Raw genomic sequence first — 16346 nt, forward strand, 5'->3', positions numbered from 1 at the left:
AGATCCTCGGGCGCCGGTAGAGAAAATCGCCGAGATCGCGGATAGAGCGGATAGCCGGGGGCGAGCAATTGGCACCCGCCGGCAAGGGCCGAGATCGCCCGGTTGAGCGACTTGGCGATGCTGAAGCCCTGGCCGCCGACCGGGATGAAGGCGACGTCGGCCTGCTCCAGCGCCGCCGCCTCGCCCGCCTCGCTCCAGGCCGCCAGCTGCCAGTCGACCGGCAGGCCGCGCAGCTGGCCGAGGGCCTCGCGGGTCATCGCCCGGGGGTTGGTGAGGATCTCGAGGTCGACGGCAAAGCCGGCGCGGCGCAGGCGGCCGAGTTCGCCGGCAAAGGCGACGAGATCGTGAAGACCCACCGGGAAATAGGGATTGTCGCCCATGCCGAACCAGACGACGGACAGACGGCGTTCCGCCTGCGCCCGGCGCAGCTTGCGCGCGGCGATGTCGGCCACCCGCAGCGGCTCGAAGCGGTCGACCGGATCGCCGACCACCGTGACCGGCACGCCGGGCAGGCACTGCGCGGCGACCCTTGCCATCGCCGGCGTGCTGCAGACGGCGAAGTCCGTGGCCGCGCCGAGATCGGCCATCGCCGCGCGAAACCGGGCAAGGCGCGGGTCGCCGGCCTGGCTGAAATAGTCGTCGAACAGGTCCTGCCCGATGATGCGCCCGAGCCGCTTCAGGCGATGGGCCAGCACGGCCGCGCGGGCGTCGTAGACCTTGGCGAAAACGAACACGTCGCCGTCCGGCTCGGCCGCGCCGAGGAGGTCGCCGATCGGCCGCACCGCGATCCGCACGTCCGGATCAGCCTGATCGGCCATGATCCGGGCATAGCGGATCCGCATGCCGGCGGCGGTGAGGAATTCCTCCGACGGCACGACGATGGTGATCCGCATCAGACCACCCTCTGCACGACCGTCGTGGTCGCAAACAGCCGGTCGAGCGTTGCGGGCGCGATGCCGGGGCCGGCGACCAGCGGATGGGCGCGGCGCGGCGGCGGCAGGTCGGGCGCCAGGGCGGTGACGAGGGTGGTCGCGATGTTGGTGAAGCCCGCCTCCGCGAGGCGAAGGCCGAGCGCCACATCGGCGGCGGCATCCAGCCCCTCCGCCGCGCCGCAGCCGCCGACCGCCGCAAGCACCTCGCTGCGGATCGCCAGCAGCGCGAGGCTGACGGCCAATACGGGCAGCGCCGCGCCCGGCACCAGCGCCCGGCCGTCGATCCGCTCGAAGGTCAGCGACGGCAGGCCGAGGAAGGAGACGCCGGAGACCACATGTCCGCAGACGGACGCCTGGACGGCGCCCTGCCGGACCACCGCAAGGCTGCAACTCGCCGACCCCACATGCGGATCAGCGGCGATCGCAGACAGCAGCGCCAGCGTGCGCGGATTGGGCAGGCGGACGCCAGGATCGCAGATCACGAGGCAGCCCGGCCGGGCACGCGTGGCGGCAAGATCGACGAGGCCGCCGCGGCTGGCCTGCGGATCGACAATCTGCGCGTGGCGGCCGGGGAAGAGGTCGGCCAGCGTGGTCTGCAGGCTGGCGGGAAGCGCCGCGGCGGAGGCAATCACCACCTCGATGTCCGCGCCGATCGTCTGGGTCGCGAGCGTGTCCAGCAGCGCGCGGACCGGGTCGGTGGCGCCGGTGACCGGCACCAGCACGCTGACCGGCAGGCCGGAAGGTGCCACGACCGCCGCCAGCGGCGACGGCTCGTCGAGGGCGCGCACGAACGGCCCATCGCTGCTGCGCGCGGTCGGCGGGTCGCGAACAGGATCGCCGCCGGATGGCCCGCGCCGCGCTTTGCAGCGCCGATCTCGCCGGACAGCCACGGCAGGGCGGGCCGCAGCCCCGGCGGCTGCAGGGCGCCGAGCCAGCCACCCAGCGGCGGCAGACCCACCAGCCACGCCGGGCCACCCGCCTCCGCCGCCACGAACGGTTGGACGACCGTGCCGGCGCCGGGCTCGGCGAGCAGGCCGTACAGCGCAGAAAGACTGGGAATGGCGTTCGCCGGCAGATGCAGCACCGGCCGGGAGGGATCGGCCTCGGCGTGTGGCGACGCGCCGATCAGGCCCTCGAGATGATCGCGCAGAAGCGGATCGAGGGTCTCGACATTGGCGAGGCCGACGGGTACGGCCGCAAGGCCGGTCAGCCAGTCGAGGCAGTCGCGGTCGAAGATCCGCTCGGTGCCATTGGCCCCGGTGGCGGTAATCTCGATGCGGCCGAGGGGCTTATGATCGCGGGTCCCGGCGGCCAGCCGGTCGGCGGCATGGCGCAGATCCTCGAGGTCGTGGCCGCTGCCGGCGAACAGGGCGACTTCGACCGCGTGCACGCCGCCGCGGCAGAGCGAGGGAAAGGCGAGCAGATCGCTGGCATGGATGCGGCCGGCCGCGTCGCGCAGCACGAACAGCAGCGGCAGATAGGGGCTGGCGAGCGGCACCTCGACCAGTGTCGGGACGGCCCCGAGCGCAACACCGCCGCGCAGCCGCACCGGCGCGCTGCCTTTGGTGACGCCCGCCTGCAGGACATCGAGCAGCAGCGGCGGCGCCCCCTCGGCCGCCGCAAAGCGCAGTTTCAGCGTGAGCGGCCCGGTCAGCCAGAGGGCGGCAAGGGGCACCGGCGAGCGCGCGTCGCAGAGCCGGAGATTGTGCAGGTCGGCCGCGGACGGGGCGGGAATCGACGGCAGATCGGCATGGCCGGTGAACGTCGCAAAAGCCGCGACCCCGACAAGGGCGACATTCGGCTCGGTCGTCTCGCCCGCAGGTGCACTCCGGCCGAGCGCCACTCCGCCCAGCGACAGGACGTCCCCCTCCCCTCCGGCGCCGGAACGAAGAAGGCGTCCACGGCCGATGCCACGACCGGTTCGCCGGTCTCGGTCGCGCTGGCGCCTTCGGCGGCTGCGGCGGGCGGCGGGCGATGGCGAGCGCTTCCAGCTCCTCGCGGGCATGCCAGGCCGCGCGGCTCTCGCCGCCGACCGCGCAGGCCATCTCGTAGGCGGCGATCGCGTCGTCGATCCGCCCCTGAAGCTTCAGCGCATGGCCGAGCTGGAGGTGCGCGTCGGCATCAGTCCCGTCGAGGGCGACCGCGCGGCGGTAGGCCTCCTCGGCCTTTCCCAGCAGGCCGATCTCCTTGCGGGCATGACCGAGCTGGATCCAGGCCTTGCGCGCCTTCGGCTGCGCCGCCAGCGCCGCCTCGAAGGCGGTCATCGCCTCCGTCCAGCGCCGCTCCCGGTTCGCGGCGTTGCCCGCCTTCACCGCCCGCTTGAAGGCGCGCGCCGCAAGGGCGTCGGAAATCATCCGGAAGGGGTTCACAGGTCGGGGCCTCGTCGGATGCGGATCAGGGTTGCCGCCAGCCGGCGGCGTGGGCGTGAGATAGATCGCGTAGAGCGAGGTCTGGGCGGTGATGTAGAGCCGGTTGCGCTTCGGCCCGCCGAAGGTGACGTTGGAGACGATCTCCGGCACCGGAATGCGACCGAGTTCCGTGCCGTCCGGCGCATAGCAGGAGACGGCATTCTCGGTCGAGGTCCAGAGATGGCCGCGATTGTCGAAGCGGAAGCCGTCGAACAGCCCGGCCGGGGAATCGGCGAAGTTGCGGCCGTTCGAAACCGAGGCCCCGTCGGCGGCGACGTCGTAGACCCGGATCTCGCGCGGATGGCCGTCGATGTGGCTCGACCCGGTGTCGGCGACATAGAGCTGCGTCTCGTCGGGCGAGAAGGCGAGGCCGTTCGGCTGCACCATGTCGGTGACGACGGCGGACACCGCACCGCTCGCCGGGTCGAGGCGGTAGACGTTGGAGGCACCGATCTCGGCCGTCGCCGCAAAGCCCTCGTAGCTGCTGTCGATGCCGTAGGTCGGATCGGTGAACCAGATCGTGCCGTCCGACTTCACGACCACGTCGTTGGGCGAATTGAACCGCTTGCCGTCGAAGCGGTCGACGAGGCCGGTCCAGCGCCCGTCATGCTCGAGGCGGGAGATGCGCCGGCCGCCGTGCTCGCAGGCGACGATCCGCCCCTCGCGGTCGAGCGTGTGGCCGTTGTGGTAGCCGCAGGGGTGCTCGAAGACGGAGACCGAGCCGTCGGTCTCGTCGAAGCGCATCAGGCGGTCGTTCGGAATGTCCGACCAGATCAGCGACTTGGCGGCGGGGACGTAGACCGGCCCTTCGGCCCAGCGACAGCCGGTGTAGAGCGTCTCGCGCTTCGCATGGCCGATGATCAGCGCCTTGAACCGCTGATCGAGGATCTCGTAGGTGCCCACGCCTGCTTCCTCCCCCGGATCATGGCATGCGGGCCGGCAGTTGATTTGCCTTTGGTTTCCCGCACGTTGCCCCCTATCCATAGCCGCGCGCGGAGCCGCCCGCAATCGGGGCGCCGGCGGCCGCCGCTTCGCTCGGGTCAATGATTGTTGCGCGGCACCGTGGCAACGACGCCGCGGTATTTCACGGCAAGCTCCATGCAGCCGCCCTCGGCGAGCTGGCCGACGGTGGCGCGGTGGATCTCCTGCCACGGGGTCTGGCTGGCCGGGAAGCTCGGTGTGAAGCCTTGCGGCGCGCCTCCCACTCCTCCGCATCCACCACCGCGTCGGCGGTGCCGGTGTTGAGGTCGATGCGCAGCAGGTCGCCGGTCTTGACGAGGCCGAGCCCGCCGCCGACCGCCGCCTCGGGCGAGGCGTTGAGGATCGAGGCCGAGGCCGACGTCCCCGACTGGCGGCCGTCGCCGATGCAGGGCAGCGCCTTGACGCCGCGCCGGATCAGCTCGGCCGGCGGCTGCATGTTGACGACCTCGGCCGACCCCGGCCAGCCGACCGGCCCGGCGTTGCGGATCACGAGGATCGAGTCCTCGTCGATGCCGAGCGCGGGGTCCTCGATGCGGTGGTGATAGTCCTCGGAGCCCTCGAACACGACGGCCCGCCCCTCCAGCACCCAGCGCTTGCCGGGCTGGTTCAGGTAACGCTCGAAAAATTCCTCGGAGATCACGCTGGTCTTCATGATCGCCGTGTCGAACAGGTTGCCCTTGAGGACGATGAAGCCGGCCTTCTCCTTCAGCGGCGCCGCAAAGGGCCAGATCACGTCGCCGTCGGGCGCGGCCGCGCCGGCCACATTCTCGGCGGCGGTGCGGCCGGAGACGGTGAGCGCCTCGCCGTTGAGCCGTCCGTGGGCCAGCAGTTCCTTCATCACCACCGGCACGCCGCCGGCGCGGTGGAAGGCCTCCGAGAGATACTTGCCGGCCGGCTGCATGTTGACGAGCAGCGGCACGTCGTAGCCGACCCGCTGCCAGTCCATCGGCTCGATCTCGACACCGGCGTGGCGGGCGATGGCGGTGATGTGCGGCTGGGCGTTGGTCGAGCCGCCGATCGCCGAGTTGACCATGATCGCGTTCTCGATCGCCGCGCGGGTCAGGATCTTGGAGGGCCGCAGGTCCTCGTCGACCATGGCGACGATGCGCGTGCCGGTCGCATAGGCCATCTGCGCCCGCTCGCGGTAGGGCGCGGGGATCGAGGCGTTGCCCGGCAGCGACATGCCGAGCGCCTCGGCGAGCGAGTTCATGGTCGAGGCGGTGCCCATGGTGTTGCAGTAGCCGACCGACGGCGCGGAGGCGGCAGCCGCATCCATGAACTGGGTATAGTCGATCTCGCCGGCGGCCAGCCGCAGCCGGCTTTCCCAGATCATCGTGCCCGAACCGGCCAGCCGGCCCTCGTGCCAGCCGTCGAGCATCGGCCCGGCGGAGAGGACGATCGCCGGCAGGTCGACGGTCGCCGCCGCCATGATCAGCGCCGGGGTTGTCTTGTCGCAGCCGGTGGTCAGCACCACGCCGTCGAGCGGATAGCCGTGCAGGATCTCGACGAGGCCGAGATAGGCGAGGTTGCGGTCGAGCGCGGCGGTGGGGCGGCGGCCGGTCTCCTGGATCGGATGGACCGGAAACTCGAAGCAGATGCCGCCGGCGGCGCGGATGCCCTCGCGCACGCGCTTGGCAAGCTCGATATGGCCGCGATTGCAGGGGGACAGATCGGACCCGGTCTGGGCGATGCCGATGATCGGCTTGCCGGACTGCAGCTCCTCGCGGGTCAGACCATAGTTCAGATAGCGCTCCAGATAGAGCGCCGTCATGCCCGGATCATCCGGATTGTCGAACCAGAGGCGGGAGCGGCGGGGCGGCTTGGTCATCTCGCGATCTTTCGGCGCTTGCTGCAGGAACGGGCACGCCCTCCCCCTGGGGGAGAGGGCGCTTTCGTTCTAGACCGCAACGCCGGACCGCGCCATGCCCGCCCGGAGCGGGCCGACACGTATTTTTGCTGTTCCAGCCCCGGTCAGCAGTCGAGCGTGGTCTCGCGCTCCCAGGTCGACAGATGCCGCGCGTAGTCGTTCCAGTCGTTGGTGCGGAGCTTCAGGTAGCTGCCGACGAACTCCTCGCCGAGCATCTCCTTCATCGCATCGCAGCGGTAGAGCGCGCGCAGGGCGTCGAGCATGTTGAGCGGCAGCTTCTTGGCGCCGGTCACCTTGTGGCCGTCGGTGTACATGTTGATGTCGAGCCGCTCGCCGGGGTCGCGGTCGTTGGTGACCCCGTCGATGCCGGCGGCGATGATCGCGGCCTGCAGCAGGTAGGGGTTGACCGACCCGTCCGGCAGGCGGAACTCGAAGCGGCCGCCGTCCGGCACCCGGATCAGGTGGGTGCGGTTGTTGCCCGAATAGGTGATGGTGTTCGGCGCCCAGGTGGCGCCTGAGGTCGTCACCGGGGCATTGATGCGCTTGTAGGAGTTCACCGTCGGATTGGTGATCGCGCACAGCGCCTCGGCGGAATGCATGATGCCGCCGATGAACTTGTAGCCGAACTTCGACAGGCCGATCGCGTCACTGGTGTCGGCGAACAGGTTGCTGCCGTCCTTGGTCGACCAGGCCGAGATGTGGGCGTGGCAGCCCGATCCCGTGAGCTTGAGGAAGGGCTTGGGCATGAAGGTGGCCCGCAGGCCATGCTTCTCGGCGATCGATTTCGCCATGTACTTGAAGAAGGTGTGGCGGTCGGCGGTCTCCAGAACCGGGCCGAAGTCCCAGTTCATCTCGAACTGGCCGTTCGCGTCCTCATGGTCGTTCTGGTAGGGATTCCAGCCGAGCTCCAGCATCGCGTCGCAGATCTCGGTGATGACGTCGTAGCGACGCATCAGCGCCTGCTGGTCGTAGCAGGGCTTGGCCTGGGTGTCGGCCGGGTCCGAAATCGCCGAGCCGTCCGGCTGGATCAGGAAGAATTCGCATTCGACGCCGGTCTTGACCTCGAAGCCGAGGGCGGCGGCCTTCTCCACCATCGCCTTCAGAAGGTTGCGCGGCGCGTGGGCCACCGGCTGGCCGTCAATGACGAGGTCGGCGGCAAGCCAGCCCACCTCCGGCTTCCACGGCAGCTGGATCAGGCTTTCCGGGTCGGGCATGGCGAACATGTCGGCGTTGGCCGGTGTCATGTCGAGCCAGGTGGCGAAGCCGGCAAAGCCCGCGCCCGACTTCATCATCCCGCCGATCGCCGCCGCCGGTACGAGCTTGGCCCGCAGCGTGCCGAACAGGTCGGAATATGAAATCAGGAAATACTTGATCCCCTTTTCCGCGGCGACCGCCGCGAGATCGATCGACATCGATGTTCCCCTGTGATCAGTCGTTGAACCACCCGTCGGCAGCCCCTGCCGCCGGGTGCGCGGGCCGCGGCGTTGTTCAGTAGCCGTTCTTGCCCGGAATCCAGCTGGTGCCGGCCAGCGGCACCTGCGCCATCGCCGCCGCCTCGACGGTCAGGGCGACAAGATCCTCCGGCTCCAGATTGTGGACGTGGCTCTTGCCGCAGGCGCGGGCGATCGTCTGGCACTCCAGCGTCAGCACCGCGAGATAGTTGGCAAGGCGTCGGCCGGCCTTGATCGGGTCGAGGCGGCTGGCCAGTTCCGGCTTCTGGGTGGTGATGCCGGCCGGGTCGAGACCCTCGTGCCAGTCGTCATAGGCGCCGGCCGTCGTGCCGAGCTTCGCATATTCGGCTTCGAGCGCCGGATCGTTGTCGCCGATCGCAATCAGCGCAGCCGTGCCGATCGACACCGCGTCGGCACCGAGCGCGAGGCACTTGGCGACGTCAGCGCCGTTGCGCACGCCGCCGGAGACGATCAGCTGCACCTTGCGGTGCATGCCGAGGTCCTGCAGCGCCTGCACCGCCGGACGGATCGCCGCGAGGATCGGCAGGCCGACATTCTCGATGAACACCTCCTGCGTCGCCGCGGTGCCGCCCTGCATGCCGTCGAGCACGACCACATCGGCGCCGGACTTCACGGCGAGCGCGGTGTCGTAGTAGGGCCGCGCGGCGCCGACCTTGACGTAGATCGGCTTTTCCCAGTCGGTCAGCTCGCGCAGTTCCTCGATCTTGATCTCCAGGTCGTCCGGGCCGGTCCAGTCGGGATGACGGCAGGCCGAGCGCTGGTCGATGCCTTCCGGCAAGGTGCGCATCTGCGCCACGCGCGGCGAGATCTTCTGGCCGAGCAGCATGCCGCCGCCGCCGGGCTTCGCCCCCTGGCCGATGACGATCTCGATGGCGTCTGCCTTGCGCAGGTCGGCCAGATTCATGCCGTAGCGCGAGGGGAGATACTGGTAGACGAGGGTCTTGGAGTGCCCGCGCTCCTCCGCCGTCATGCCGCCGTCGCCGGTGGTGGTCGAGGTGCCCATGGCACTCGCGCCGCGGCCCAGCGCTTCCTTGGCCTGCGCCGACAGCGACCCGAAGCTCATGCCGGCGATGGTGACCGGGATCTTCAGCTCGATCGGCTTCTTCGCAAAGCGGGCGCCGAGCACGACCGAGGTGTCGCACTTCTCCCGGTAGCCCTCGAGCGGATAGCGGCTCATCGAGGCGCCGAGAAACTGGATGTCGTCGAAATGCGGCACCTTCTTCTTGGTGCCGCCGCCGCGGATGTCATAGATGCCGGTGGCGGCCGCGCGCCGGATCTCCGACATCGTGTAGTCGTCGAAGGTCGCCGACTTGCGGGGAACCGTGTGGGGGACGTGGTCGGTCTTCGACATCAGTAGGCATCCACATTGTCGACATGGAAGTTGTAGAGCTTGCGGGCCGATCCGTAGCGGCGGAACTCGTCCGGCGCGACATCCTCGACCCCGGCCGCCGCCAGCAGCGACTTCAGCTCCTCGACGTGTTCCTCGCGCAGCGGCTTCTCGATGCAGTCGGCGCCGAGGCTCTTCACCGTACCGCGCACGTAGAGCCGGGCCTCGTAGATCGAATCGCCGAGCGCGTCGCCGGCATCCCCCAGCACGACGAGGGCGCCGGCCTGCGCCATGAAGGCGCTCATGTGGCCGATCGAGCCCTTCACCACGATGTTGATGCCCTTCATCGAAATGCCGCAGCGCGCCGAGGCGTTGCCGTCGATGACCAGCAGGCCGCCGTGGCCGGTGGCGCCCGCCGCCTGGCTGGCGTCGCCCTTCACGTGCACCATGCCGGACATCATGTTCTCGGCAAGACCGACGCCGGCGTTGCCGTTGACCACGATCGAGGCGGCATCGTTCATGCCGGCGCAGTAGTAGCCGACATGGCCGTTGATCTCGATCTGCACCGGCACGTCGACACCGACCGCGATCGCATGGCGACCGGCCGGGTTCTCGACCACCCAGTGGGTCTCGTTGGTGTCGGCGGCTAGGGCGTGGAGGGCGGCGTTGAGATCACGGAGGGGGGTCGTCGAAAGGTCGACGTTCGGCATCACTGGCGCTCCCAGAAATAGACCCTGGCGGGCTCGGGCTCGAAGATGTGGGCCTTCTCGATGTCCGGCAGGCCGACCAGCGCGCGGTATTCGGAGGCAAAGGCGACATAGTCCTCGGTCTCGGCCATCACCGCGGGCTTGCAGGCGATCGGATCGCGCACGACGCCGAAGCCGCTCTCGGTGCCGACGACGAAGGTGAAGAAGCCGTCGAGGTCGATCAGCGCGTGTTCCAGCGCCTCGCCGAGATTGTCGCCCTCGCGCATGCGCCAGGTGAGATAGGCGGCGGCGACTTCCGAGTCATTCTCGGTCTCGATCGCGATGCCTTCCCGCTTCAGCTTGCGGCGCAGAAGGTTGTGGTTCGACAGCGAGCCGTTGTGGACGAGGCACTGATCGAGGCCGGTGGTGAAGGGATGCGCGCCGTTGGTGGTCACCGCGCTTTCCGTCGCCATGCGGGTGTGGCCAATGCCGTGGGTGCCGCGCATGTCGGCAAGCCCGAAGCGCGCGGAGATCTCCGCCGGCAGGCCGACCTCCTTGTAGAGCTCCATCCGCTCGCCCTCGCCGACGACCGCGACGTCCGGGGCCAGCGCCGGCAGCGCGGCGCGAATGGCCGCAACGCTGGCGGCCGGCACGGTCAGCACCGCATGGGTGTCGCGCACGACGACATCGACCGGGCCGAGATCCTTCTCTTCCAGCCCTCTGGCAAGCGCCGTCCAGTCGGCGCCCTCGGGGCCGCGCAGGGTCAGCTTGTGCCGGGCGGTGTCGCCGGCGCCGTAGACGGCAAAGCCGGCCGAATCCGGCCCGCGATCGGACATCACCGCCAGCATCTCGGCGAGCATCGCGCCGAGGCGGTTGTCCTTGTCGTCCTTCTTGAGAAACAGTCCTACGATCCCGCACATGGGCAGGCATCTCCGGTGATGGTGAACCTTGCTCAAGGGTCTAGCCTGCCCGCAAAACCCTGTCAATCTTCAAGAAAGAAAGTTTCCTAAAGAGAACATTCAGGCGAATTTCACGCGGGACGGTATGGCCGATACGCCAGGCCTCAGCGGTCGGCTGTCGGGGCCGTGCCGAAGCGGGCCCGGTAGGCGCGGGAAAAGTGGCTGGGGCTGGCAAAGCCGCAGGCCGCCGCGATCTCGGTGACCGGCATCGCGCTCTGGCGCAAGAGCGCGCGCGCCCGTTCCAGCCGCAGACCGAAGGCGTGGCGGGCGATGGTGGTGGACATCTGCTCGGCAAACAGCCCCTCCAGCCGGCGCAGCGACACCCCGGCGAGCCTTGCGAGCGCGGCCCGGTCGAGCGGCTCGCCCACATGCGCCTCCATGTGGACCAGCACCCGCAGCAGGCGCGGATTGCGCACGCCGAAGCGGTCGCGCGGGTCGATGCGCTGCGGCGCGCCGCCTGCGGCAAGCTCCCGGCGCAGGAACCAGTCGCCGACAGCAACGCCGAGCGCGGCGCCGTGGCTCTGGGAGATCAGGGCGATCATCATGTCGAGCACGGCGACGCCGCCGGCGCTGGTCATCCGGTCGCCGGCGATCTCGAAGACGGTGCCGGTGACGTCGAGCGCGGGAAAGGCCTCCGTGAACGGGGCAAGATGCTCCCAGTGGATCGTGGCGCGGCGCCCGTCGAGCAGGCCGGCGCGGGCAAGCACATAGGGCCCACCCGAGATGCCGCCGAGCGCCACCCCGTGGCGCGAAAGGCCGCGCAGCCAGCCGTAGGTCGGGGCATGGTCGAAGCTTGCCGGGTTGCCGCCCGCGCAGACCAGCAAGAGGTCGAGGTCGGCCGGATCGCCGACCTTGCCGTCCGGCACGATCGAGACGCCATTCGAGGCGAACACCGGGCCGCCATCAAGGGAGAAATGCCGCCAGTCGTAGAGACGGCGCCCGGCGATGGTGTTGGCCGCGCGCAGCGGCTCGACGGCGCAGGCATAGGACATCATCGGAAAATCCGGGAGCAGCAGGAAGCCGATGCGTCCGGCCCCCTCCCCTGCCGAGGGGAGATCGGCCACCGCCCTCAGCTCCCGCCCGCGCCAAAGGTCTCGCGCAGCTCCTTCTTCTGGATCTTGCCCATGGCATTGCGCGGCAGGCGGTCGACGAACAGGATGCGGCGCGGCTGCTTGAAGCGGGCAAGCTGCCCCTCCAACGCGGCGCGCACGCCGTCGGCATCGAGCGTCGCCCCCGGCCGCAGGGCGATCACCGCCGTCACCTCCTCGCCGAAGTCGGCATGGGGCAGGCCGATCACCGCGCTCTCGGCGACCCCGGGAATGGCGTCGACCAGCGCCTCGACCTCGGCCGGATAGACGTTGTAGCCGCCGGTGATCACCAGGTCCTTGGCGCGGCCGACGATCGACACCCGGCATTCCGCGTCCATGAAACCGAGATCGCCGGTGATGAAGAAGCCGTCGGCGCGAAATTCAGCGGCTGTCTTTTCCGGGTTGCGCCAGTAGCCGGCAAAGACATTCGGCCCCTTCACCTCGAGAACGCCGACGCTGCCGCGCGGCAGCTCCCCCGCCCCGTCCGGATCGCGACCCGCACCTCGACCCCCGGCAGCGCAAAGCCCACCGTGCCCGGCACCCGCGCGCGTCATAGGGATTGGAGGTGATCATCCCGGTCTCGGTCATCCCGTAGCGCTCGAGGATCTCCTTGTCCGTGCGGGCGCGAAATTCCCGGTGGGTCTCGGCCGACAGCGGCGCCGAGCCGGAGACGAACAGGCGCATGTGGTCGACAAGGGCCGCGTCCACCTTCGGGTGCGCGACAAGGCGGGAATAGAAGGTCGGCACGCCCATCAGGCTGGTCGCGCGCGGCAGGTCGGCCACCAGCCGCTCCACGTCGAAGCGTTCGTGGAAGATCATCGCCGCGCCGGCGGCGAGCACCACGTCGGTCGCCACGAACAGGCCATGGGTGTGGAACACCGGCAGCGCGTGGATCAGCACGTCGGTCGCGTCGAAGCGCCAGAGGTCCTTCAGCGCGAGGGCATTGGAGAGGAGGTTGTCGTGGGTGAGCATTGCGCCCTTCGACCGCCCGGTGGTGCCGGAGGTGTAGAGGATCGCGGCGAGATCGGCAGGGCCGCGCACCACATCGGCGAAGGCGGCGCCAGTGGCCGCATCGGCGGCCTCGGCCATGCTGCCGCGCCCCGCGGCGTCCATGGTCGTCACCGCCGTGCCGGGCGGGACAAGCGCGGCGATCGCGTCCGCCTCCTCCGGCTGGCAGACGATCACCTTCGGCTCGGCATCGCCGAGGAAGTAGTCGAGTTCGGCGATGGTGTAGGCGACATTCAGCGGCAGGTAGACCGCCCCGGCGCGCACCGTGCCGAGATAGAGCATCAGGTTTTCGACCGACTTCTCCACATGGACCGCGACCCGGTCGCCGGGCGCAACGCCGAGCGCGACGAGGGCGGCCGCATGGGCTGCCGAGCGGGCGAGCATGTCGCCATAGGTGATCCGCGCGTCGCCATGGTGGATGAACACCGCGTCGTCGCCGGCAAAGCCCGCGCGAAGCCCGTCGAACAGCCAGTTGCCCATTGCCTCACCCGTGTCCTTGTCCGTTGCCACCCTGTTGCCGGGCGCGTGTCCCGATCCCGCGCCGAGGAAACGTGAGCCTGCGCAAAACATCAAGCAAATTTCGCTGACAGGCTAGCGGCGCCTGCACGACCTCGTCATCCTGTGGCCACGACCGCTGTCCGGGACCTTCACACAGATGCGTTATTCTGCCCTGTCGCTCCTGCGCAACGCCTTCTCCGGCCACCAGAAATGGCCGCAGGCCTGGCGCAAGCCGCATCCGAAACCCTTCTATTCCGTCGTGATCGTCGGCGGCGGCGGCCACGGGCTTGCCACCGCCTTTCATCTGGCCCGCGACTACGGCATCCGCGACATTGCCGTCGTGGAAAAGGGCTGGATCGGCTCCGGCAACGCCGGGCGCAACACGACGATCATCCGCTCCAACTACCTGCTGCCCGGCAACATTCCCTTCTACGAACTGTCGATGAAGCTGTGGGAGCGGCAGGAGGCCGACCTCGACTTCAACACGATGGTCAGCCAGCGCGGGGTGCTCAACCTCTACCATTCGGACGCCCAGCGCGACGGCTATGCCCGGCGCGGCAACGCCATGCGCCTGCACGGTGTCGATGCGGAGCTGCTGGACGAGGCGCAGGTGCGGGCGATGGCGCCGTTCCTCGACTTCGACAACGCCCGCTTCCCGATCCGCGGCGGCCTTCTGCAGAAGCGCGGCGGCACCGCCCGCCACGACGCGGTGGTCTGGGGCTATGCCCGCGCCGCCGACCGGCTCGGCGTCGACATCATCGAGAATTGCGAGGTGACCGGCCTCGTGCGCGAGGGCGGCAACATCACCGGCGTCGAGACGACCCGCGGCGCGATCTTCGCCGGCAAGACGGCGCTGGCCGTGGCCGGCAACACCTCGCGCGTCGCCTCCATGGCCGGCCTGCGGCTGCCGATCGAGAGCCATGCCCTGCAGGCCTTCGTCTCCGAGGGCGTGAAGCCGCTGATCCCCGGCGTGATCACCTTCGGCGCCGGGCATTTCTACGTCAGCCAGTCCGACAAGGGCGGCCTCGTCTTCGGCGGCGACATCGACGGCTACAATTCCTACGCCCAGCGCGGCAACCTGCCCGTGATCCGCGACGTCTGCGAGGGCGGCATGGCCTTGATGCCGATGATCGGCCGCATCCGCCTGCTGCGCCACTGGGGCGGCATCATGGACATGACCATGGACGGCTCGCCGATCATCGACAAGACGCCGCTGCCCGGCCTGTTCCTCAATGCCGGCTGGTGCTACGGCGGCTTCAAGGCGACGCCCGCCTCCGGCCTCTGCTTTGCCCATCTGCTGGCGACCGGCGCGCCGCATGCGGCCGCAAGGGACTACCGCCTCGACCGCTTCGCCCGCGGCGCGGTGATCGACGAGAAGGGCCAGGGCGCCCAGCCGAACCTGCACTGAGGGAGGACGGAATGCGCCTCCCCTCCCCCGCCGACCGACCTTTCGTGCTCATGACCGGACCCGCGCCATGCTGATCCCCTGTCCCTTCTGCGGTCCGCGCGATGCGGCCGAGTTCACCTATCGCGGCGACGCCGCCCCGGTGCGTCCCGCCGACGACGCCGGCGAGGCGGCCTTTGCCGACTATGTGTATCTGCGCGACAACCCGCGCGGCGAGATCACCGAACTCTGGTATCACCGCGCCGGCTGCAACGGCTGGCTGGTCGTGACCCGCAACACGGCCACCCACGAGATCGCCGCCGCGCGCCTCGCCGCGGCCCCGGTCCCGGCTCCGATCCGGGAGACGGCGGAATGAGCGGCCATCGCCTGCCCTCCGGCGGTCTGATCGACCGCGACACGGGCCTGTCCTTCCGCTTCGACGGCAAGGACTATCGCGGCCATCCGGGCGACAGCCTCGCCTCGGCGCTGATCGCCTCCGGCGTCACGCTGTTCGGACGCTCGTTCAAGTATCATCGCCGCCGCGGCGTCTTCGCCTTCGGCGCCGACGAGCCGAATGCCCTCGTCACCCTGCGCGAGGGTGCGCGCGCCGAGCCCAATCTGAAGGCGACCACGGTCGAGCTTTACGACGGCCTCGTTGCCGCCAGCCAGAACCGCTGGCCGTCGCTGGATCACGACGTGATGGCCGTCAACGGTCTGCTCTCCAGGCTGTTCGTGGCCGGTTTCTACTACAAGACCTTCAAGTGGCCGTCCGCCCTGTGGGAAAAGCTCTACGAGCCGGTGATCCGCCGCGCGGCCGGCCTTGGCGCCGCGAGCGGGCTGCCGGATCCCGACAGCTACGAGACCGTGACCGCCCATTGCGACGTGCTGGTGGTCGGCGCCGGCCCCGCCGGGCTGATGGCGGCGCTTTCCGCCGCCCGCAGCGGCGCCAGGGTGATCCTCGCCACCGCCGACACCCGCCTCGGCGGCCAGCTTCTGGCCGAGCGCCATGCGATCGACGGCCGGCCCGGCGCGGAGTTTGCCGCCGGTATCGCCGCCGAACTCGCCACCATGCCGGACGTGCGCATCCTGACCCGCACCTCCGTGTTCGGCGCCTACGACGGCGGCAGCTTCGGCGCGCTGGAAAAGGTCGCCGACCATCTGCCCGTGCCGCCGGACGGCCTGCCGCGCCAGCGGCTCTGGACGCTGCTTAGCCGGCAAAGCATCATTGCTGTCGGCTCGACGGAACGGCCGATCGTGCTCTCGGGCAACGATCTTCCGGGGGTGATGCTGGCCGGGGCCAGCCGCAGCTATGCCGTCCGCAACGGCGTTTCGACCGGCCGGCGCACGGCGATCTTCACGGCCAATGACGCCGGCTGGCAGGCGGCCGCGGACCTTGCCGCCTGCGGCGTCTCGCTCGCCGCCGTGATCGATCCCCGCGCCGATGTTTCGCCGGCGCTCACATCGGCCCTTGCCGGTGTTCGCACCTACACCGGCGCCCGCGTCCGCGAGGCGCTCGGCGCCAAGACGCTGGAGCGGATCGTCATCGACAAGGCCAACGGATCGAGCGAGGTGCTCGACGTCGACGGCCTCGGCCTCTCGGGCGGCTTCCAGCCGAGCATCCAGCTCACCGGCCATCTCGGCGGCCGCCCGGTCTGGCGCGACGATCTCGGCGCCTTCGGTCACGGCCCGCTGCCGAAGGGCATGCAGGTCGCCGGCTCCGCCGCCGGCACAATGAC

General features: G+C 69.8%; 11 protein-coding genes and 3 pseudogenes. 3 read left to right on the top strand and 11 right to left on the bottom strand.

The window, feature by feature from the left end:
• From A6302_RS23090 to A6302_RS15445, 11 genes and pseudogenes are all read right to left on the bottom strand, one after another.
• A partial coding sequence (locus A6302_RS23090; RefSeq protein ID WP_169833599.1) for a hypothetical protein occupies positions 1–893 on the bottom strand: 893 nt, incomplete at its 3' end.
• The gene (locus tag A6302_RS15405) at positions 893–1681 is read right to left on the bottom strand and encodes a hypothetical protein (protein ID WP_169833600.1); all 789 of its coding nucleotides are present in this window, start codon (positions 1679–1681) and stop codon (positions 893–895) included. The genes A6302_RS23090 and A6302_RS15405, both read right to left, overlap by 1 nt.
• Positions 1682–2221: 540 nt before the next feature.
• A complete protein-coding gene (locus A6302_RS25435; protein ID WP_342586290.1) occupies positions 2222–3286 on the bottom strand; it encodes a tetratricopeptide repeat protein in 1065 nt (354 codons plus the stop codon).
• A gap of 72 nt (positions 3287–3358) precedes the next feature.
• Positions 3359–4243 (bottom strand): annotated as a pseudogene (locus tag A6302_RS24695) (SMP-30/gluconolactonase/LRE family protein); the annotation flags it as partial.
• Positions 4244–4380: 137 nt separating this feature from the next.
• Positions 4381–6149, bottom strand: a pseudogene (locus tag A6302_RS15415) (IlvD/Edd family dehydratase).
• A 143-nt stretch (positions 6150–6292) separates the two neighbouring features.
• The gene (glnT, locus tag A6302_RS15420; protein ID WP_069307785.1) at positions 6293–7600 is read right to left on the bottom strand and encodes a type III glutamate--ammonia ligase; all 1308 of its coding nucleotides are present in this window, start codon (positions 7598–7600) and stop codon (positions 6293–6295) included.
• A 76-nt stretch (positions 7601–7676) separates the two neighbouring features.
• Positions 7677–9011: an FMN-binding glutamate synthase family protein gene (locus tag A6302_RS15425; RefSeq protein WP_069307786.1), complete on the bottom strand. Its 1335-nt coding sequence runs from the start codon at positions 9009–9011 to the stop codon at positions 7677–7679.
• Positions 9011–9697 (bottom strand): GltB/FmdC/FwdC-like GXGXG domain-containing protein, encoded by a 687-nt coding sequence (locus A6302_RS15430; RefSeq protein ID WP_069307787.1) that lies wholly within the window; start codon positions 9695–9697, stop codon positions 9011–9013. Before A6302_RS15430 ends, A6302_RS15425 begins: the two co-directional genes overlap by 1 nt.
• Positions 9697–10593, bottom strand: a complete 897-nt coding sequence (locus tag A6302_RS15435) for a class II glutamine amidotransferase (protein ID WP_069307788.1) — start codon at positions 10591–10593, stop codon at positions 9697–9699. The genes A6302_RS15430 and A6302_RS15435 overlap by 1 nt, the downstream gene beginning before the upstream one ends.
• Before the next feature lie 143 nt (positions 10594–10736).
• Positions 10737–11696 (bottom strand): GlxA family transcriptional regulator, encoded by a 960-nt coding sequence (locus A6302_RS15440; RefSeq protein ID WP_069307789.1) that lies wholly within the window; start codon positions 11694–11696, stop codon positions 10737–10739.
• A 5-nt stretch (positions 11697–11701) separates the two neighbouring features.
• Positions 11702–13208: pseudogene (locus A6302_RS15445) on the bottom strand (AMP-binding protein).
• Between the two features lie 175 nt (positions 13209–13383).
• Between A6302_RS15445 and A6302_RS15450 the strand changes: the two are divergent.
• The 3 genes from A6302_RS15450 to A6302_RS15460 all read left to right on the top strand — a co-directional run.
• Positions 13384–14634 (top strand): sarcosine oxidase subunit beta family protein, encoded by a 1251-nt coding sequence (locus A6302_RS15450; protein WP_069307790.1) that lies wholly within the window; start codon positions 13384–13386, stop codon positions 14632–14634.
• A gap of 67 nt (positions 14635–14701) precedes the next feature.
• Entirely contained in the window at positions 14702–14986 is a 285-nt protein-coding gene (locus A6302_RS15455) for a sarcosine oxidase subunit delta (protein WP_069307791.1), read from the top strand.
• Positions 14983–16346, top strand: a 1364-nt coding sequence (locus A6302_RS15460; RefSeq protein WP_141703825.1) for a 2Fe-2S iron-sulfur cluster-binding protein, incomplete at its 3' end; no start/stop codon positions are given. The genes A6302_RS15455 and A6302_RS15460, both read left to right, overlap by 4 nt.

This window comes from Methylobrevis pamukkalensis (genome assembly GCF_001720135.1).
GTDB classification, from domain to species: Bacteria; Pseudomonadota; Alphaproteobacteria; order Rhizobiales; family Pleomorphomonadaceae; genus Methylobrevis; species Methylobrevis pamukkalensis.